Annotated in this window: 14 protein-coding genes; 8 read left to right on the plus strand and 6 right to left on the minus strand. The window is 70.3% G+C overall.

Annotated elements, in window-relative coordinates; translation table 11 throughout:
• Positions 1–68 precede the first annotated feature (68 nt).
• From eccD to AB0I12_RS39570, 7 genes are all read left to right on the plus strand, one after another.
• Positions 69–1397, plus strand: coding sequence for a type VII secretion integral membrane protein EccD (gene eccD, locus AB0I12_RS39540; RefSeq protein WP_359940599.1), 1329 nt, complete (start codon positions 69–71; stop codon positions 1395–1397).
• A gap of 3 nt (positions 1398–1400) precedes the next feature.
• The gene (eccB, locus tag AB0I12_RS39545) at positions 1401–2816 is read left to right on the plus strand and encodes a type VII secretion protein EccB (protein WP_359940602.1); all 1416 of its coding nucleotides are present in this window, start codon (positions 1401–1403) and stop codon (positions 2814–2816) included.
• Between the two features lie 75 nt (positions 2817–2891).
• On the plus strand, positions 2892–3215 hold the full coding sequence (locus AB0I12_RS39550) for a hypothetical protein (RefSeq protein WP_359940605.1): 324 nt from the start codon (positions 2892–2894) through the stop codon (positions 3213–3215).
• 12 nt (positions 3216–3227) lie between these two features.
• Positions 3228–4433: a hypothetical protein gene (locus tag AB0I12_RS39555; protein WP_359940608.1), complete on the plus strand. Its 1206-nt coding sequence runs from the start codon at positions 3228–3230 to the stop codon at positions 4431–4433.
• Between the two features lie 353 nt (positions 4434–4786).
• Positions 4787–5563, plus strand: coding sequence for a type VII secretion protein EccE (locus AB0I12_RS39560; RefSeq protein WP_359940611.1), 777 nt, complete (start codon positions 4787–4789; stop codon positions 5561–5563).
• Between the two features lie 211 nt (positions 5564–5774).
• The gene (locus AB0I12_RS39565; protein WP_359940614.1) at positions 5775–6809 is read left to right on the plus strand and encodes a helix-turn-helix transcriptional regulator; all 1035 of its coding nucleotides are present in this window, start codon (positions 5775–5777) and stop codon (positions 6807–6809) included.
• Complete coding sequence (locus AB0I12_RS39570; protein WP_359940617.1) at positions 6806–8455, plus strand: AAA family ATPase; 1650 nt, start codon at positions 6806–6808, stop codon at positions 8453–8455. Before AB0I12_RS39565 ends, AB0I12_RS39570 begins: the two co-directional genes overlap by 4 nt.
• Here AB0I12_RS39570 and AB0I12_RS39575 read toward each other — a convergent pair.
• Together AB0I12_RS39575 and AB0I12_RS39580 are read right to left on the minus strand one after the other, a co-directional pair.
• A complete protein-coding gene (locus AB0I12_RS39575) occupies positions 8450–9016 on the minus strand; it encodes a hypothetical protein (RefSeq protein ID WP_359940620.1) in 567 nt (188 codons plus the stop codon). The genes AB0I12_RS39570 and AB0I12_RS39575 overlap by 6 nt on opposite strands.
• On the minus strand, positions 9013–9579 hold the full coding sequence (locus AB0I12_RS39580; RefSeq protein WP_359940623.1) for a hypothetical protein: 567 nt from the start codon (positions 9577–9579) through the stop codon (positions 9013–9015). The genes AB0I12_RS39575 and AB0I12_RS39580 overlap by 4 nt, the downstream gene beginning before the upstream one ends.
• Before the next feature lie 127 nt (positions 9580–9706).
• Between AB0I12_RS39580 and AB0I12_RS39585 the strand changes: the two genes are divergently transcribed.
• Positions 9707–11224, plus strand: coding sequence for a protein kinase (locus AB0I12_RS39585; RefSeq protein WP_359940626.1), 1518 nt, complete (start codon positions 9707–9709; stop codon positions 11222–11224).
• Here the strand turns inward: AB0I12_RS39585 and AB0I12_RS39590 are convergent, their stop codons facing one another.
• From AB0I12_RS39590 to AB0I12_RS39605, 4 genes are read right to left on the minus strand one after another with little or no spacing between them, the layout of a single operon-like run.
• Entirely contained in the window at positions 11225–13261 is a 2037-nt protein-coding gene (locus AB0I12_RS39590) for a transglutaminaseTgpA domain-containing protein (RefSeq protein WP_359940628.1), read from the minus strand.
• Positions 13258–14385, minus strand: a complete 1128-nt coding sequence (locus AB0I12_RS39595) for a DUF58 domain-containing protein (protein WP_359940631.1) — start codon at positions 14383–14385, stop codon at positions 13258–13260. The genes AB0I12_RS39590 and AB0I12_RS39595 overlap by 4 nt, the downstream gene beginning before the upstream one ends.
• Positions 14382–15380 (minus strand): MoxR family ATPase, encoded by a 999-nt coding sequence (locus tag AB0I12_RS39600; RefSeq protein WP_359940634.1) that lies wholly within the window; start codon positions 15378–15380, stop codon positions 14382–14384. The genes AB0I12_RS39595 and AB0I12_RS39600 overlap by 4 nt, the downstream gene beginning before the upstream one ends.
• The gene (locus tag AB0I12_RS39605) at positions 15380–17722 is read right to left on the minus strand and encodes a fibronectin type III domain-containing protein (protein WP_359940637.1); all 2343 of its coding nucleotides are present in this window, start codon (positions 17720–17722) and stop codon (positions 15380–15382) included. Before AB0I12_RS39605 ends, AB0I12_RS39600 begins: the two co-directional genes overlap by 1 nt.
• Positions 17723–17766 lie beyond the last annotated feature (44 nt).

Genomic DNA, 17766 nt, shown 5'->3' on the forward strand with positions numbered 1-17766 from the left:
ACTAGCTGACTGGCCGCAAGCTGCAAGCACACGGCTGGCGCCGGTTGCCGCATGTCACGGTGACAAATGTGAGCATTCGTGGACTGGTCAAGGTCACCATCGACGCACCCGAACGCCGCATGGACCTGGCACTTCCCGAGCGGTCGACGGTGGCCGAGGTGCTGCCCGGCATCCTGCGGCACGCCGGTGACGACCTCGCCGACCTCGGCGCACTGCAGGGCGGCTGGATCCTGCGTCGCCCCGACGGTGAGGCGCTGCAGACACACCGGGACCTCGCCGCGCAGGAGGTCCGGGACGGCGAGGTCCTGCATCTCGCACCGGCACACCAGCACTGGCCGGAGCTGGAGTACGACGACCTGGTGGACGCGATCGCCACCGACGCACGGGCCGGCGGCCGGGCATGGACTGCCGGCGCGACCCGCTGGTGCGGGCTGATCGCGGGAGCGGTCGCACTGCTCACCACGCTCGTCATCCAGTTGCGCGGCGGGCAATCGTCGGACGACGTGGCGTTCTTCGCTCTGGTTGTCGCAGGAGTGTTGATGGCGGTGGGTGTTGTCCTGTCACGGGCTGTTGGGGACGCGGTCGCCGCTGCGTTGGCCGGCGCGATGTCGTTGGTGTTCGCGTTCACCGGTGGAGCATTGTTGCCTGGCGCAACTTTAGTCGGTGCGCCACAGCTGACCGCGGGCGGTGCTGTGCTGCTGTTGTTCGGCTTGCTCGGGTACGTCGGGATCGCCCGGCACACCGCCGTCTTCGTCGCCTCGGTGACTGCCGGAGTGCTGGCGGTGGCAGCCGGCTGGTTGGGTGGCGGGCTGGACGGGACCCGCTCCGCGGCCGTCGTCGGCGCCGTAGCGGTCGCGTTGATCCCGATGGCTTCTCCGTTCGCGATGCGGCTCGGCCGGCTGCCAAAGCCCGTCTTGCCCACCAGCGCGGCGGATCTGCTCGCCGATGCTCCCCAACCGCCACGTCGGCTGGTGTATGCCGCCGTACTGCGGTCAGCGGCGATCTACACAGGCATGCTCGCCGGACTGGCCGTCGGGCTGGCCGGATGCCTAGCGGTTCTCGCCCGTTCGACATCTACGCCTGCACGCATCCTGGTGATGCTCGTCGTCGGCGTCTGCTTGTTGCGGGCGCGGCTGCTGCCGGTGGTGGCGCATCGGCTCAGTCTCGTCGGCGCCGGTCTCTTGGGCCTCGGCTGCTTGCTGGTACTGACGCCGTACTCGCTGCTGGTCTTCGCAGCAGTCTCCGCGTTCCTCGGGCTTTGGTACGCGCGGCACAAACCAGGGGCTTACCTGGGCCGGTACGCCGAGCTGACAGAACTGGTCCTGGTGCTGCTGATCGTGCCGGTCGTGCTGTGGGTGCTCGGACTGTACGCGTACGTGCGCGGGCTGGGCGGGTGACCGATGGCGTCCAAGCGGGACCAGCTGCAGTCGCACCAGTTCGTACAGCAGCGCATGACACATGCCTTGCTGCTGCGGGAGACCGATCCCGAGTTCCCGCCGTTCCGTCGCGGGATCGTCGCGATGCTGGTCAGTATCGGGCTGGCGGTTCTCGTACTGGCGGGGGTGGGTGTCTACGGCCAACTGTCGCCCGGTGGCAAGACCTCGTGGCAGAGCGGTGACCGGGTCATCGTCGAGAAGGAGACCGGAACCCGGTACGTGTACCGCGACGGCGTGCTCTACCCCGCGGCCAACTACGTGTCGGCGTTGCTGCTGGCCAACAAGTACAGCGCGCCGCTCATGGTCTCCGCGAAGTCTCTGCTCGGCGTGCCGCGCGGCCAACGGGTGGGCATCCCGGACGCACCGGATTCCTTGCCGTCCAAGAGCCGACTGCTCGGGAGCGGTTGGTCGTTGTGTGGCCGGCCAGAGGTCGACTCGTCGGGCAGTCCGATCGTACGGTCGGTGCTGCTCGTGGGAACCGAGCAGTCCGGCACAGCGGCGGAGTCCTTGCTGGTCGTCGGGCCGGATGGCCGGCGGTATCTGATCTGGCGCGGCTACCGGCACCTGATCCAGCAGCAGGCGACAGTCGCCGCAGCGCTTGCTCTGAACACCGAGGCGTGGCTGCAGGTCCCGTCCGTCTGGCTGGACCTGGTCCCGTCCGGTCCACCGCTCGGACCGATCTCAGTCCCTGGCGCGGGCACGCCGTCGGCCCTGTTGCGTCCAGGGCGGATCGGCACGCTGTACGTCGTACAGACCTCTTCCGGGCAAGGACAGTACTACCTGCTGCAGCGGGACCGGTTGATGGCGATCAGCTCGTTGCAGTACGACGTACAGCGCGCTGCGCCCGTGACTCGTAAGGCCTACCCGGGGTCCGTGCCGGAGGCTGTTGCGCTGGATCCAACCGTGGTGGCACAGGTCGCAGGTGGGATGGACACGCCGACGACGGACTCGGCGCTGCCGGCGACGCGGCCGACGTTCGCGCGCCCGGCGTCCTCTGGGGACTCGGTGTGTGCGGTGTTCGGAGGTGGTGAGTTCCGCCCGCGCTTCACGCTGGCCGGATCGCTGCCTTCGGCCGGCGATGCCGGAGTGACCACGGGGCGCGGGCCCGGTGGTCTGCCGTTGGCCGACGTGGTCGTCGTACCACCCGGGCAGGGCGCCGTCGTGGAGTCCATGGCGTCGTCCGGGCAACCGGCCGGATCCGGAGCGCTGTCGTTCGTCACCGATCTCGGACGGCGCTACCAGCTCGCGAGTCGCGACGTACTGGGCGTTCTCGGCTACGACCGGCCGCCAGTGGTACGGCTGCCCGCGGAGCTGGTCAGCCGGCTGCCTGCCGGTCACGCGCTGGATCCGGAGGCGGCGACCTCCCCGATCGGCCCCTAGCTGACGTCCGGTGACCTGATCCGGTCGGGCCGCCGGACCTTGATGTGGTGCACACGACGAACCTGAGGAGGAAATGTGGACATCGGCACACTGACCGTGGTGCCTGACGAGCTGCGTCAGTTCGCGGCGCTCGCGCCCCTGTCGACCGTCACTCCGGTCTCCGGAACGGTCCAGGCGACACCGCCGCTCGCCGGCCCGATGCCGGAGAGCGCGACGGTCGAGGCGCACGTGCGTTTCTGCGTCGAGAACACCGGCCAGGTCACGCTGCAGGCGACGAGCGGGATCGCGTCGCTGATCGACAGCGCGCTGTCGATCGCAGGGCTGTTCGAGTCGACCGACCTCGCGAGCGCGGCCGCGCACGGAGCGCTCGCCGACGAGTTGCCGACGGCAACGGACTGACGGGAGCCGACGATGGGCGCGTACTTCGGGATGGAACTGAACGCGATGGCGACGATGCTCTACGGGCAGCGCGCCGAGCCGTGGCACGCGGGCGCCGACATGTGGGGCTCGGCCTGCGGGCAGCTGCTCGCGACACACGGCGACCTCGGCGCCGCCAACAGCGTCATCGGCACCTGGCCGCAGAGCATCGGCTCGCTGTCGCAGGTGGCGTTCGACGGGCAGGTCGTGGGCAGTCTCGCGTCGCTCGGCGAGTGGGCCGCGTACACCGGCGCGATGTCCGCCGCACTGCGGCTCGGCGGGACGGCGCTGAACGCCGCGCAGGCGGTGATGCCGGCGCTGCAGAGCGGGTACGACACCGCCGTCGCGCTGAGCGGCGTACCGATCATCGGGCCGTTCGCAGCGCAGGTCGCGGTCGGTCTGCAGCAGGTCGGCGCCGGGATGATGGAAGCGGTCGGTGTCGTCATGCAGGCGCCCACCGCCGTACCGCAGCCGACCCAGGGCTGGCAGGGACCGGGTGGCGGCGCACCGATGCCGTCGTCGCCGGTGACCGCTGCGTCCGTGACGGACGTGCTGGATGCGACGGACAAGTTGTTCGACGTGATGACGAAGGGCGCCAGTCTGGTCCAGACGATCTCGGGTCTCGCGCAGTCGGGGAGTCTCGGGAGCGGACAGGATGCGCTGGACAAGCTGCCTGGGTACGAGAACCTGCCCGGCACGCTGATCCACCCGGACCTGCCGACGCTGGCCGGCGGGACTGCGACGGTGCCGACGCCGGTTCCCGATCCGTCGATCGGTGTCCCGCTGACACCGGGCGGGTCGCCCGGCGGGTTCCCGGGCGCCGTCCTCGCAGGAGCACTCGGTGCGGGCTCTCTACGGACCACACCGGCCGCCGGCTCCGCGGTGGCGGGTGCGCGGATCGCGGCCGGGAGCGAGCCCGCGTTGGCCGGCAGCACCGCCCGTGCTGCGGCAGCGGCCGCCAAGTCGACGCCGGCAATCGCTCCGCCGATGGCCGGAGCCTCGGGCGGCGGCTCGAACGAGATCCGCAACGGTGCACGCAAACGCTCCCGGCAGGACGACTCCCTAGGTCGCACCGGAGTCCAGCCCGACCTCCAAGGCCGCGCCGCCCAGGACTCCCCCGCACAGTTCACCCTCCCCACCCCCCGCCGCCGCCCAACAGGCCCACACCTCGACAACGAACTCTTCACCCCACTCCCATGACCCCAACACCCACCCCCACCCCCGGCCTCCCACCCGCACCACAGACCGCCAGGCCCCCCGTTACCGCCACAGTCACCCCACCACGCAAACCCACCTCCCCCAGCACCTCCGCCGCACCCGGCACCTCCCCCCTCCCCGGCACCCCCACCACCACGCCCGGCACCTCCGCCATGCCTCGCGCGGCTGTCTCGCCTGGTGCGGTCGGCCAGCCGCAGCGGCCCGCCTCGGTGCGCCCGGCTGCTGCCGGATCGGCCGGTGCGCCGGTGTCGGGCGCTACAGCCCAACCGGGTCCTGTGTCGGCGAGTGCGCCACAGCCGGCGCCGCCTGCTCCAAGTGCGCGTCTGCGGGTCGGGGTGGCGCAGCTGGTCTGCTGGGAGGTCGCGCTCGGGGCGGCGGCAGGCTTGGCGGGGCGAGGGCCGGCGACGGATGTGGTCGCGGGGCTGGTCGTGCTCGGGGTCTTCGGTGTGACGGCTACCGGGTGGCGTGGGTTGTGGTGCTTCCAGTGGATCCGGCTGGCTCTCGGCTACCTGCTGCGGGGACCGCGCTTCGTGGCGGTCGAGGCGTACCGCGGGCGGCTCGAACTCGGCGACGTCGACACCGGCACGATCATCCGGCCCGACGGCGTCACGGTGCTGCTGGAGACCGACGTACCGCCGGACGCAGCGCCGGGCGACCTGGTGGAGGACCGCACCGACCTGCGCATCAAGCTGATCCGCCGCCCCGGCCGAGCCTGGATCGCGATCACCGCAGTCCGCTCCGTCGACCGCCGCGAAAACACCGAACTGGACCTCCTCCTGTCCAACACAGTCCGACGGCTGACCAAGCGCCTCCACCGCCAGGGCCTCCGCGCCGAGCCGCTAGGCCCGAGCGACCTCGCCAACCTGCTCACCTCGCTGACCCCGAAGCAAGTCTCCGAAGAGTGGGACGCACTCGACCTCGGCACCGGCCGCTACCGGATGTACGCCGTACCTCCGCACCTCGCTCTCCAGCAGGCAGGCGCGGTCACCGTCACCACGTCGAGCGACCTCGACCACGCCCTGGTCGTGGCCCACGCCGACGCCCCGCAAGGCCCGGACGCGGTCCACCAGACCGGTCGGCAACGGGCCGCGTTCCTGGCTGCGCTCCCTTGATCGAGCGTGGCTGGAGCCCCGCTGGACAGCCGCTGTATCGGCTGTACCAGGCGTGGACATCCGCAAGATCCCCGCTGGACGGGGCCCCGCGATGGTTCTGGTGTTCCGACCGAGTCCTGGCGACTCACCGAATCGAGCGAGGTGTCCCGTGTACCAGTCAGAGCCCTCCGAAGGCGCTTCGTACCCCCGTGCGGCTCGTTACCCGCGAGCCGTGAAATCCGCACCGCACGTCCGCACCACCGGACTGCGACTGGCCCACCTGGGCGTCGACGCGACCGCCGAGCGCACCTACTTGGTGGTCCTCGAGCGGCCCTCGTGGACCCCGGCCGAGCTCGGCGAGCGGCTCGGGCTGGACGAGGCCGCGACGCGCGAAGTGATCCAGCACCTGAGCGGCCTCGGCCTGCTCGCCCGGGACAGCGCGGGCGACGTCGTACGGCCGCTCAACCCCCGGCTCAGCCTCACCGCCCTGCTCGCCGAACGCGAGGCCGACCTGGCGCGCGTCACCCGTGACCTGGAACGCAGCCGGGTCGCCGCGGCCGAGATCGCCGGCGAGTTCGCCCGCCGCCACCCGGCGCCGCTCGGAGACGGCAACAGTGCACTGGACTGGGCCGGCAGCCCGGCCGCCGCACAGCGCACGCTCGAGGGCCTGCTCAAGTCGGCCGCCGGCGAGGTCCTGGTCAGTACACCGGCCACGGCCGCGCTGTCCGACCCGATCGCCGGTCTCCGCGAGCTGGGTACCGCTGTGCTGGCGCCCCACGTCCGTTACCGCATTCTTGTTCCGGACGCCGCCCGCACGGACCCCATGCTGTCGAGACGGCTGCAGCAGCTGAGCCGCAACGGAGCCCAGGTCCGTACGGCGCCCACAGTCCCCCTCTGCGCCATGATCGTCGACGCGGCGACCGTAGCCCTACCGGCCGACCGGACCGGTCGCGGATCGGTCAGCATCCTCCGGCTGGCCGCGGCTGTCGGGGCCATGACCGAACTGTTCGAGCGTGTCTGGCACACAGCCACCCCGTTGCGTCAGCCGACCGGTTTGGGCGACGCGTCCGGCCTGACGGTCCGCGAACGCGAAGTGCTCTCACTGCTCGGTGACGGCGGCACCGACGCGTCAGCGGCCGCGCAGTTGGGTGTGTCGGTTCGCACCGTCCGCCGGATGGTCTCCGAGATGATGGCGCGTCTCGGCGCCCAGAGCAGGTTCCAGGCCGGAGTTAAGGCGGCCGACCGCGGCTGGGTGGGTACGCGATGAGCCGCACGCTCCTGGTGGCACCGGACCGCCCGGGCGCCTACCCGAGTATCGGTGCCGCTGTACTCGACGCTCCCGACGGCGCCGTCGTCTCGATCGCTCCCGGCGTCTACCGGGAGACCATCGATCTCGCCGACCGTTCGGTGACCCTGACCGCCGACGCGGGTGAGGTGGTCATCGACGCCAGCTCCGCACAGAGCCCCGTACTGCGCTCCTCGGGCGGACGGCTCGTACTGCGTGAGCTGACCATCCGCGGTGGCGATGCGCCTGCCGTAGACCTGAACGGTGGGACCCTGCGCGCCGAACGGTGCACGCTGACAACCACCTTCGGCGCTGTCGCTCTCGTGGCCGGTCCGGCCGAGGTGTCGCTGTCGCACTGCCAGATCGACGGCGGCGAGCACGGCCTGGTCCTTGAGGACTGCACAGCGCAGATCGAGCACACCAAGGTGTCCGGTGCCTCCGCCGACGGCGTCATCGTCCGTCTCGGCGCAGCTGTCGTACTGCGCGACTGCCAGGTCACCGACTGCGGGCGGCGCGGCGTTTACGCGTACCAGCACGGCCGACCCACCATCGAGAGCTGCGAGGTCACCGGCACCGCAGAAGCCGGCGTACTGATCGCCTACGAGTCCACAGCGGTACTGCGGCACACGCTGGTCCGCGACACCGCCGGACCGGCTGTGGTGTTCGGACGCCGCTGCCGGGGCGAGGTGCTGTCCTGTCGTTGGGAGAACACCGCCCAGCCGGCTCTCGACGTCGCTGAGCCTGAGCTGGTCTCCGTGACAGCCGCCGTCCAGACAGAGGCAAGGGCGACCACCGAAGAGCCTGCCGCGGCCGATGTGGAGTCGCTGCTCGCGGAGCTGGACGCCATGGTCGGTCTGGCCGGTGTGAAGGACGAAGTGCGGAGCCTGATCGACGAGATCCAGGTCAACGAGTGGCGACGGAAGGCCGGGCTGCCGGTCGGGAGCTTGAGTCATCACCTGGTGTTCGCGGGCGCACCTGGCACCGGCAAGACCACAGTGGCTCGCATCTACGGCAAGCTGCTGGCCGCACTCGGCGTACTGCCGAAGGGGCAGTTCAGCGAGGTCGCACGGCGCGATCTGGTCGGGCAGTACCTTGGGCACACCGCGGAGAAGACCACGGTGGTGTTCCAGGAAGCGAACGGCGGCGTGCTGTTCATCGACGAGGCGTACGCGCTCTCCCGCGCCGGCGCCGAGAACGACAGCTTCGGCCAGGAGGCGATCGACACCCTGGTCAAGCTGATGGAGGACCATCGTGACGAGGCCGCGGTCATCGTCGCCGGGTACAGCGCCGAGATGCTCCGCTTCCTGGATGCCAACCCCGGGCTCGCCTCCAGGTTCTCGAAGACGATCGACTTCGAGAACTACTCCGCCGACGACCTGACCCTCATCGTGCAGCGGATGGTCGCCGCGCACGAGTACGACCTGGACGACGGCACCACGCCGATCCTGCAGCGGCATTTCGCCGTCGCCTCCCAGGCCGCGAACTTCGGAAACGCCCGGGACGCCCGTCGGCTGTTCGACCGGGTCCGGAAGGCGCAGTCGCAGCGTCTGCGCCGGCTGGGCGGCATGCCGAGCATCAGCGACCTACGCACGTTGCAGGTCGAGGACGTGACCGCAGCCGTGTCATGAGACCGTGTCGAGTACGACGACGGACCGCGAGAGCAGTGCGAACACCCCGTCGAGGACCGTGCCGAGCTGGGCTGCCGGTGCACCCGGCTCTTCCCCGACCTGCTCGCCGATGGTCGCCAGCACTTCGCAGTGCGCCCACAGCGACGGTGCGACCCAGCCCCACTGCCACAGCTCGTAGGTCATTGGTCCCACCGTCGCCAGCGGCTCCAGCCCCGGTACGCCGATCGCGAAGTGGCCCGGGTCGTCGGGACGGTTGCCCAGGCCCACAAACAAGGGCCGCAACCGGTAGCGATGCGCGAACGCGACCGCATCGTCGACCGGAGCCAGCACGCCGCGGCGCAGCAGGGAGTCCACGTGCTGCTCCGCGTCGTCGACACTGGCGGCTTCGCACTCGGCCAACAGGTTGGTCACTTCGGCCGACCGGTGCGCGAGTTCCCAGACACGGAACTCGGGTTCACTCAGGAGCTCCGCCGTGCGGCCGATGCGAACGACGTGCCGCAGCGGGTCCCCGGCGAAGTACGGCCCGGCGCCGTGGCCGATCGGAAATACCGGCGCGCTCACGACCCGCCCTCCGGTACGGCGAGGTCGAGACACGCGGCACTGGACGCGAGCAGCGGGTGCAGCGCAGTCAGTACGGCGCCCACGTCGGCGTGGCGTTCTTGGCACGCGATCAGGAGACTGGGAGACAGATGGCACCACAACCACAGGTCGTAGAGAGTCTGGGTCATCCCGACGAGCGGTTGGGCGGTCGTCCCCGTCGTGAACATCGTGGTGACCTCAGGGGCTGCACCGTGGCCGATGTGCAGCGGGAGCAACCTGTGACGCGCCGCGAAGTCCGCCGGCGCGTCCAGGTCGACCTCAGCGAGCAGGGTCCTGCTCAGCAAGCTCTCGATCAGCAGTGCGGGGTCCTGGATCTTCCTGCCCGCCAGGAGCGCAGTCATGCGCGCCCGGTCCCAAGGGTCGGGGTTCTCGGCCAAACCGTGCGCGAGTGCCCAGACCGCGAATTCCTCGTCGCCCAGCTCCACGATCTCCCATCCGAGGCGTACCTGCTGGACATGAACGTCCTCGGCGTCGGCGTAGTACGTCCCGAGGCACTGGCCGATCGGGAACATCAGCGTGCTCATACTGCTCACGCTCGCAGCCGCACCGGGGCCCGCCGGACCGCTTGCAGCATGTGGCCAGTGTGTGGCCGCAGGCGCCGCAGAGGCGTGGACGACCTGTTCGCACGGGAAGATGGGACACGTGACAGACATGGCAGGACCTGACTCCGTCCCGGCGCTCCCGGGGTGCACGGACGTGGTCCTGGTCCGCGCCGGGATCCCGAGCGTGTACCGATGCCTTCGGCAAGGAACAGCGGTCAGTGCGCTGGTCTACCCGGTCCGCGTCGATGGGAGTACCGCGGCGACGTTCAGCAAGCAGGCCAAGGCGTTGCAGGGCGTGAATCATCCGCACGTGGCGCCGGTTCTCGAGTCCGGAGTCGTCGACGGCTTCCCGTACCTGATCAGCATCGCCGACACCGGGACGCTCGCGGAGCAGGTGCGTAGCCAGCTACGCTCGCCCGCTGAGCTCGCTGTCCTCGGCCGGCAGCTCGCTGAGGGCCTGGCCACGCTGCATGGCGCCGGGCTGATCCACGGGGGTCTAACGCCCGGCGCGGTGGTTCTGCAGCCGGATGGGCGTCCGCTGCTGTCCGCACTCACACTTGGACTCGGCCAGCACACCGGTCACGCCGCCCTGAACTCACCGAGCCAGTTGTACGTCGCCCCGGAGACGTTGCGGGACGGGACGCTCACTGCGTCGTCCGACCTGTACGCGTTGGGTGCCGTGCTGCACGCAGCGATCAACGGGAAGCCGCCGCTGGCCGCGCGGATGGGTGAAACGGCCGGGGAGCACATCTTGCGCGTTCTGAACGAGCCGCCGGAGCGTCTCGACGTACTGCCGGACGCGTTCGCGGAGGTGATCGCACGCCTGCTGGAGAAGGACCCGGCAAAGCGCCTGGTGTCCGCAGAGGTCGTCGCCGCGGCCCTGGCGGCGTTGGCGACGCCGACGACCCCGCCGATGCCTCCAGTACGACCGGTCACCGCCACACCGGCTCCCCCGGCGCCAAAGGCACCCGCTCCGCGCCCGGCAACACCGTTGCCCCGCCCTGCTGTCATGTCCCGAGCTCTCCTCCGCTCCTCGCCGCCCGCGCCGCCTCCCGCGGCAGCAACTCCCCCCGCACCGCCTCCTGCTGCGCCAACTCAGGCGGTCGCCCCACCTCCTGCTGCGCCAACTCAGGCGGTCGCCCCACCTCCGCAAGCGCCGAGCACAACACCACAGCCGGTCGCCCCGACCCCACAACCGGCCGCAGCACCGGCGGCGGTCGGCAGCAAGCGACGTAACTGGTTGCTGGTGGCGGCAAGTGTTGTCGTCGCAGCCGCCGTCATCACAACCCTCGCCGTGGTCAACCGCAAAGGCCAGACCGACACCCCTCCGCTCAGCGCCCCGACACCGACAGCCTCCGCACCGGCGCTCGTCGTCAAGCTCAACCCGCCGGCCGACCACAGCACGTACGTCGAGCTCAGCTGGAGCGGACCGCCCGACGTCAACTACGTGGTCGTCGTAGCTCAGGCCGGCAAGCGCGCCGACACCAAGCTCGTCTACAAGCACACCGAGTACCGCGTGGCGGTCGTGCCCGGCATCCAGTACTGCTTCGCGGTGCAGGCCACCGACGGCATCAACCAGATCGAGACCGACCCGCGCCCGATCCGCGACGCCCAGTGCGAGCGCTGATCAGCCGATCAGGCTGCGCACGCTGAACGTCGTACGGACCCGCTCCGACAACCGTCCCGCGGCCAGTCCGCGCTGGGCCTTCCGTACGGCGGACCAGGCGAACTCCCGGTCCGGGTCGGAGTCCTGCCCCGACCACAACGCCCGGTCCAGGCACCCCGCCAGCAACGTCATCGCCTGCGACACCGGACCGTCCGAGTCGCGCGCCAGATCGCGTGCCGTGGCTGCCGGTGTCACGCGCATGCCGTGGTCCCGCAGCAGATCACGGGCCTCCGCCCATGCTCCGAGCGTCCCGTGCCGCCGGCGCCGCTTCCGACGTACCGCCTTCGCCGCGGGAACACCGACGATCCACAACACCAGCAGCGCTCCGGCCGCGGCAGCAACCACGATCAGCACACCCCAGCCCGGCCAGTGGTACGTCGTCTTCGCCTCCGGCACCGGCAGCGTCGGCTCGGACTGGTGTTCGCGTTCGATCTCCTTCGTCGACGGCAACTGCTTCCGCACCGTCTCCGCGGCGCCGGCCAGTCCACCGCCCGCCTTGGACACTGCCGTCCCGGTGGGGTCGAGCGCGACCCAGCCGACACCGGCCACCGCGACCTCGGGCCAGGCCAGGACGTCACGGTTCCGGATCACGTACGTCCCGTCCGGACTCGGTGTGTCCGGCTGCTTGAAGCCCACCACCAGCCTTGCGGGTAGACCGAGCAGCCGGGCCATCACGACGTACGCCGCGGCGAACTGCTCCGACGTACCGCGCTTGCTCCGCAGCAGGAAGTGGTTGAGCTGCGGATACCCGTGACCGGTGGGAAGGTTCTCGCCGGTGGCCAGCTTGTAATTCGTCCGCAGGTACTTCTCGAGCACGAGCGCCAGTTGGAACGACGGGCGTACGTCGCCGGCGATGCTGCGTGCCAGCTCGTCGATACCGGCCGGCACCTCACCGAGATCGGCGCTGCTGCCCGCGTCCGCGTCGATGCCCGACGACGCGAGCTGCTCCGCGTCGACCGTCAGCTCGGCCCAGTTGACTCGGTACTGCGACGGCCGCTTCTCTTCGGCCAGCAGCGCACCGGACGCCGGATCGACCAGCAGCGGCTGGTCATCCACGACGGACAGCGTGCGCGCCTGGCTCGGCAGCCACGGCAGCGACCAGTCCGCGAGCGCGACGTCCGCGGACTGGCGCCGTACCGGCACTTTTACCCGCGAGTCGAGCGGCAGCTCGCGGCCCAGACGCTGGAACTTCGGCGCGGCCGTCCAGGTGACACCGTCGAAGTTGTCCAGGGCAATGACCGGCCATCGGTCCACCGGGCCGTCAGCGCGCGCCGTGAACACCACAGCGTCCGGCTCGCGCAGCCGCGCGGCGACCTCGGTCAGTGGGTTGCTGAGGATAGTCGGCGAGTCGGGCGGGCTCGGCTTCGCCAGGTGGATCGAAGTCGACGCTGGCAACGCAAGTCCGAGTGTGGTGGCACCGACCGCCATAGCAGCGAGCGCAGCGACCAGCCGGGCCCAAGCAGCACGCTCACTCGGCCACTGCAGCAGTACCAACGCGAAACAACCAGCAAGCGCCAGTCCAACCAGCACTGCGTCCAGTCCGGTCACTGTCACATACGCCTGCGACAGACCAGCCACCACAACCGCGGGTAGCACCGCCAACAGCCGAGAGCGTTGCAGAACACGCGCACCGACAAGGCACGCCAGCAAAACAAGTACTGGGACAAACGCGACCAAGTCCGGCGACGGGCTGGCCGGCCACGTCGACTCGAGCGTACGACGCCAGCCGGACGTCACGGCCTCCCAAAGCGACACCGGCCGGCCGGCGGCACCAGGTATGACCACCAGCAGCGCCACGACACCACCGACCAGGGTCAGCGGGACTCGCGCGCGGGCAAGTTGCGGACGACGCAGAATCGCTTCCTCAACCAGAAAGGCAACAACAGCGACCGCCAACATCGGCCACAGCACAGCCGACGTACCGAACAGCGGCGCGAACAGCAGCCCCGCCACCACACCGGCAGCAAGCACTCCGAGGACTGGTAGACGTCGACTCATGCTGGGACTGCGTTCCAGGAGTCGACGGCGGTCTGTGCTGCACTGGCGTGGATGACGTGGACACCTGCGCCGGTGTGCAACGACGGCTCGTCGTGCGTCAGGTCGATGCACACGACAGGGCGGTAGCTCGAGCTCAGGCTCGGCACCTCGGCCAGCCCGGCAGTGTCGCCGGTCAGCACGACCAGCGCGCCACCGTCATGGGCAACAGGCAGGGACTCGAGCAGGTTGGTCGTGGACGCCGACTGCTCCACTCTGGCGAGTTCGTCGAGCAGGTCGCTCACGGACTGTACGTCGTGGTCCGTACCGCACGGCGTGGTGAGTCGAAGGCGCTGACCTGACTGTGCGGCGACCACCAAGATCGACGCCGCAACCGAAACAGCAGTGTCGAACTGGTCCGCGGTCAGCGCGGCCGTCCTCGTGTCCAGGAGAAGCTGCAGCCGCGGCTGATCCGGGTCGACGTACTCACGCACCATCAACCGGCCTGCGCGCGCGGACGCCTTCCAGTGCACGTGGCGGACCTCGTCACCGGGGACGTACTCACGCAAGCGGCGCAGGTCGATCGAGCCACGCAGCGGTCCGGCCGACACAGGCCCTTCGAAGTGATGCCGTTGCCGGATACCGGCCGCCGTCCGAGCGGCGTACCGCTTCGGGTGTACGAGGAGCGTTGCCACGCTGCCGATCGACACCTGGCAGGAGACGAGCCCGAACGGGTCGGACCGGCGCAGCAGCAACGGCCCGACAGGCAACGGTCCTCGACGGGCGGTCGGCAGCTCGTAGTGGTACGTCGCGACGCCGTTCGGCGCCAGGGCTGCGACCGTTACCTCGGGCTGGTGCGCGCCGGCGTTGTCCGCGGCGACGAAGGCCGGCTGCCGGCGTGTGGACTCGTTACGCACCACCAGCCGCGCCAGCGCCGGCTGACCGCACTCGACGCGGTCCGGGTACAGCACACGCTCCACAGCGACCTTCGGCCGACGCACGACGGTCAGCACGCTGACGAGTACCGCGGCCAGACCAGCACCGGCCAGCACTCGCAGCATCGGGTAGCCGAGCAGCTGACCCACCACCAGTAAGGCAACGGAGCCGGCCAGCACTCCCCAGGCTCGTAGCGTGAGCCTGGTTCTCATGGCACGACGCCAAGAGCCCGCTTGAGGTCACGCCGTACCGGGTTGCCAGGCGCCGGGGTGTCTTCGAGTACGTCGTCCACGACGCTCTCCGCCGTACGACGAGCCAGCGCGGCCTCCGCGGTCAGGACCAGGCGATGCGCGAGCACCGGATGCGCGATGCCCTTCACGTCGTCCGGTGTCACGAACGACCGCCCCTCCGTCGCCGCGATCGCCCGGGCCGCGCGGATCAGGGCGATGCTGCCACGCGGGCTTGCGCCGTACCGGACCGCACTGTGCAGCCGGGTCGCAGCGGCGAGACGTACGGCGTAGGCCATCACCGCCTCGTCGACGTACACCGACCGGACCGAGGCGATGACAGCGCTCAGCGTCTCCGGGTCGATCACCGGCTCGAGGTCGTCCGGTGTCGGTCCGGCCCCGTCCAGCGCCACGATCTCCACCTCGGCGTCCAGGTCCGGGTAGCCCATCTCGATCCGGAGCAGGAAACGGTCCAGCTGCGCCTCCGGCAACCGGTACGTGCCCTCCATCTCGATCGGGTTCTGCGTGGCCAGCACCATGAACGGGTCCGGTACGCGGTGCGTGTCCGCGTCGACGGTGACCTGCCGCTCGGCCATCACCTCGAGCAGCGCGGACTGCGTCTTCGGCGTACCGCGGTTGACCTCGTCGGCGAGGACGACGTTCGCGAACACACCACCGGGGTGGAACACGAACCGGCCCTGCCCCTGGTCGTACACGACCACACCGGTGATGTCGCCGGGCAGCAGGTCAGGTGTGAACTGGATCCGGCTCCAGCGGCCGCCGATGCTGCGCGCCAGACTGCGGGCCAAGCTGGTCTTGCCCAGCCCCGGCAGGTCCTCGATCAGCAGATGCCCGCCGGCGAACAGCGTCGCGACCGCCAGCCGGACGACCTGCGGCTTACCGCGGATCACCCGCTGGACGTTCGTGGCGATCAGCTCGTACGCCTGCTGCGGCTCCATGCCACGCTCCGAGTCCCGCATCACCACTGCGCATCCTTCCGTGCAACCTTCCGTGCATGCTTCCGTCGACGTGACGTACGTCGTACCCGTGCTGCCGGCGTACTCGCCGGAGGCAACGCCGGGGCTCCGGCGGTCGGAGCCGCCGTCGTGGAACCGGCTGCACCCGTAGCGGTCGCACTGCTGCTGTTGTTGCGCTCTCGCGTGATCGCCTTGACCGTGAACGTCAACTGCAGAGCAGTGAGCCCGGTGTAGCGGGTGCTGGTCGTTGTCACGGTCCTGTCCGCTTGGCCGGTGGCCGAGACGACGTAGTGCACCAACTGACCGCCGTTGAGGTTCGGTGCGGTCCAAGTGAGCGACACCGAGCCCCTGCCCGGAGTGGCGGTGACCTTGGGGGCTGCAGCTGGAGCGTACGGGTAGACCGTGCGTGTGGCCGCGGAGCGCGGTGAGGTGCCCGCACTGTTCTTGGCCGTCACTCGGTAGCTCACGCCCTTGCCCAGCGCCGGCTTCAGCGTCGTCGATGTCATGTACGCCGGCACTTGTGTCGTCGACCCGTCCGAGCCGAGCACTGTGTACCCGGACAGCGTGTAGTCCGAGGTGCTCGGCGAGGTCCAGGAGACAGTGACGGAGCCATCGGCCTTGGTTGCCGCGCTGACCTCCGTCGGAGCGTCCGGCGGCGCGGCGGTCCCGCCGATCGACGTCACCTTGGTGTCAACAGCCGGGCCGGTCCCGACGCGGTTGGTCGCGGCCACAGTGAAGATGTAGCCGCCGCCGTTCAGCAACTGGCTGAAGCTGTGGCTGCGAGTGCTGCCGCCAACAGTGACCGAGCCTGACGCCGGCAGGCCGACCACGAACGTGCCGGGCGCGACCCGGAAGCTCACCTTGTAGCCGGTGATCGCAGCGCCGTTCGCACGAGCAGCCGTCCAGCTGACCGTCGCTTTCCCCTGGCCTGACTTGGCGGAGACCGATCCCGGCGCTCCCGGCGCGGCCGGCGGCGGCACGGTCGGCTTCGTCGGCTTGGCGGTCGGCTTCGCCGTCGGCTTGACCGTCGGCGGTGTAGTCGGCTCGGTGGTCTCGGTCGGCGTCGGCTTGCGCTCCGTCGTCCTGGGCTCGACCGTCTCGGTCCGGCGGGGCTTGTCCGGTCCGACGGTGACGTGGATCGGCGGCAGGATCGGTCGCCGGGTCGACGGCGGCGTGGACGGCGGCGTCGAGGTCGGCGTACTGCTGGGCGTCGGGGTGCTCGGGCTCGGCGTCGGCTTCTCGGTCGCGGACGGCGACACCGGTTTGTTGCCGCCGTCGACGTCGACCTCCTTCACGGTCCCGTCGCCGTCGACGACGGTCACGACCTCACCAGTCTCGTCGTCGATGTAGATACGGCCGTCCTGCCCGGGAGTCACCCGCGGCCCGTGCTTGTGATCGCCCTTCTTCTTGGCGAGCTCATGCGTGTGCAGCGGCTTGCCGTCAGGCCCGAACGTCCGGACGACGCGCTTCTCGGCGTCGAGAACCGCCACAGCGGCACCGGTCGCGGCGACAGCGTCGTACCGGCCTGGCGGCAGACTGATGCTCTCAGCAGCCTTGGTGCCGGCAGCGTCGACGAGCAGCAACCGCTGCCCGGCCAGGATCGGGATGCGGCCCTTGACGTCGGACTGGGCTACTACGGCGTTGGCCGGAAGTGAGCCGCTGACGTCCATCGGCACGGCGCGCCCTGCCGTGTCACCGGTCAGCGGCGTCAGCGTCCGCTTCGACAGGTTGGCGAACGCAGGCTTACCGGCCACGCTCAGCAGCGCACCGGCATCGCCGGTCTGCGCCGGCAGCTCACAGGCCAGCGTGGTGGACGTCGGCGCCAGCCGGCAGAAGTGGTCGGCGTTCCGCAGCCAGAGCGCGCCGTCGGCGGTGGCGATCGCGCTGGACACCACACTGCCCACGGTGACCGTCTGCTGCTGGTCGCCGAGCCGGACGATCTGCCCATGCTGCCGGTACACCAGGTACGGCCCGCTCTGCGCCTCGATACCGATCGGTTCCTCCGGGATCCCGATCCGGACCGTGCTCTTCACGGTCAGGTCGGACTTGCCGAACACGATCACCCCGTCCGCGCGGACGACGTACCCGTTGGTGGCACCCTGGACGACCTGGCTGCCCGCCTCGGCCTGCACGCCACGGACCTCGGCGTCGACGCTCTTGCCGCCGCCGTCGACCCGGAAGACCGCGCCGACGGTCGCGTTGTAGACCCAGTGACCGGCCTGCTGGAAGGCGACCGCCGGGGCGCCGCGGCCGAGCGCGGACAGACCGACGAACGTCCCGAGGATCAGCGCCGCGACCGTCCACCAGGCGACCGGCCGACGGATGGCACGGGCAATACGAGTCATGCGGCTACGGTGCCTTTCATCGGTCCAGTTGCGGTACAGCGGCG

Origin of the sequence: Kribbella sp. NPDC050459 (assembly GCF_040655315.1) — a bacterium.
GTDB lineage: Bacteria > Actinomycetota > Actinomycetes > Propionibacteriales > Kribbellaceae > Kribbella.

Bases quoted from the DNA above. Each gene is read 5' to 3' on its own strand.
- eccB (WP_359940602.1), top strand. From the start codon at position 1,401: ATGGCGTCCAAGCGGGACCAGCTGCAGTCGCACCAGTTCGTACAGCAG.
- AB0I12_RS39555 (WP_359940608.1), top strand. From the start codon at position 3,228: ATGGGCGCGTACTTCGGGATGGAACTGAACGCGATGGCGACGATGCTC.
- AB0I12_RS39570 (WP_359940617.1), top strand. From the start codon at position 6,806: ATGAGCCGCACGCTCCTGGTGGCACCGGACCGCCCGGGCGCCTACCCG.
- AB0I12_RS39580 (WP_359940623.1), bottom strand. From the start codon at position 9,579: ATGAGCACGCTGATGTTCCCGATCGGCCAGTGCCTCGGGACGTACTAC.
- AB0I12_RS39585 (WP_359940626.1), top strand. From the start codon at position 9,707: ATGGCAGGACCTGACTCCGTCCCGGCGCTCCCGGGGTGCACGGACGTG.
- AB0I12_RS39590 (WP_359940628.1), bottom strand. From the start codon at position 13,261: ATGAGTCGACGTCTACCAGTCCTCGGAGTGCTTGCTGCCGGTGTGGTG.
- AB0I12_RS39595 (WP_359940631.1), bottom strand. From the start codon at position 14,385: ATGAGAACCAGGCTCACGCTACGAGCCTGGGGAGTGCTGGCCGGCTCC.
- AB0I12_RS39600 (WP_359940634.1), bottom strand. From the start codon at position 15,380: ATGCGGGACTCGGAGCGTGGCATGGAGCCGCAGCAGGCGTACGAGCTG.
- AB0I12_RS39605 (WP_359940637.1), bottom strand. From the start codon at position 17,722: ATGACTCGTATTGCCCGTGCCATCCGTCGGCCGGTCGCCTGGTGGACG.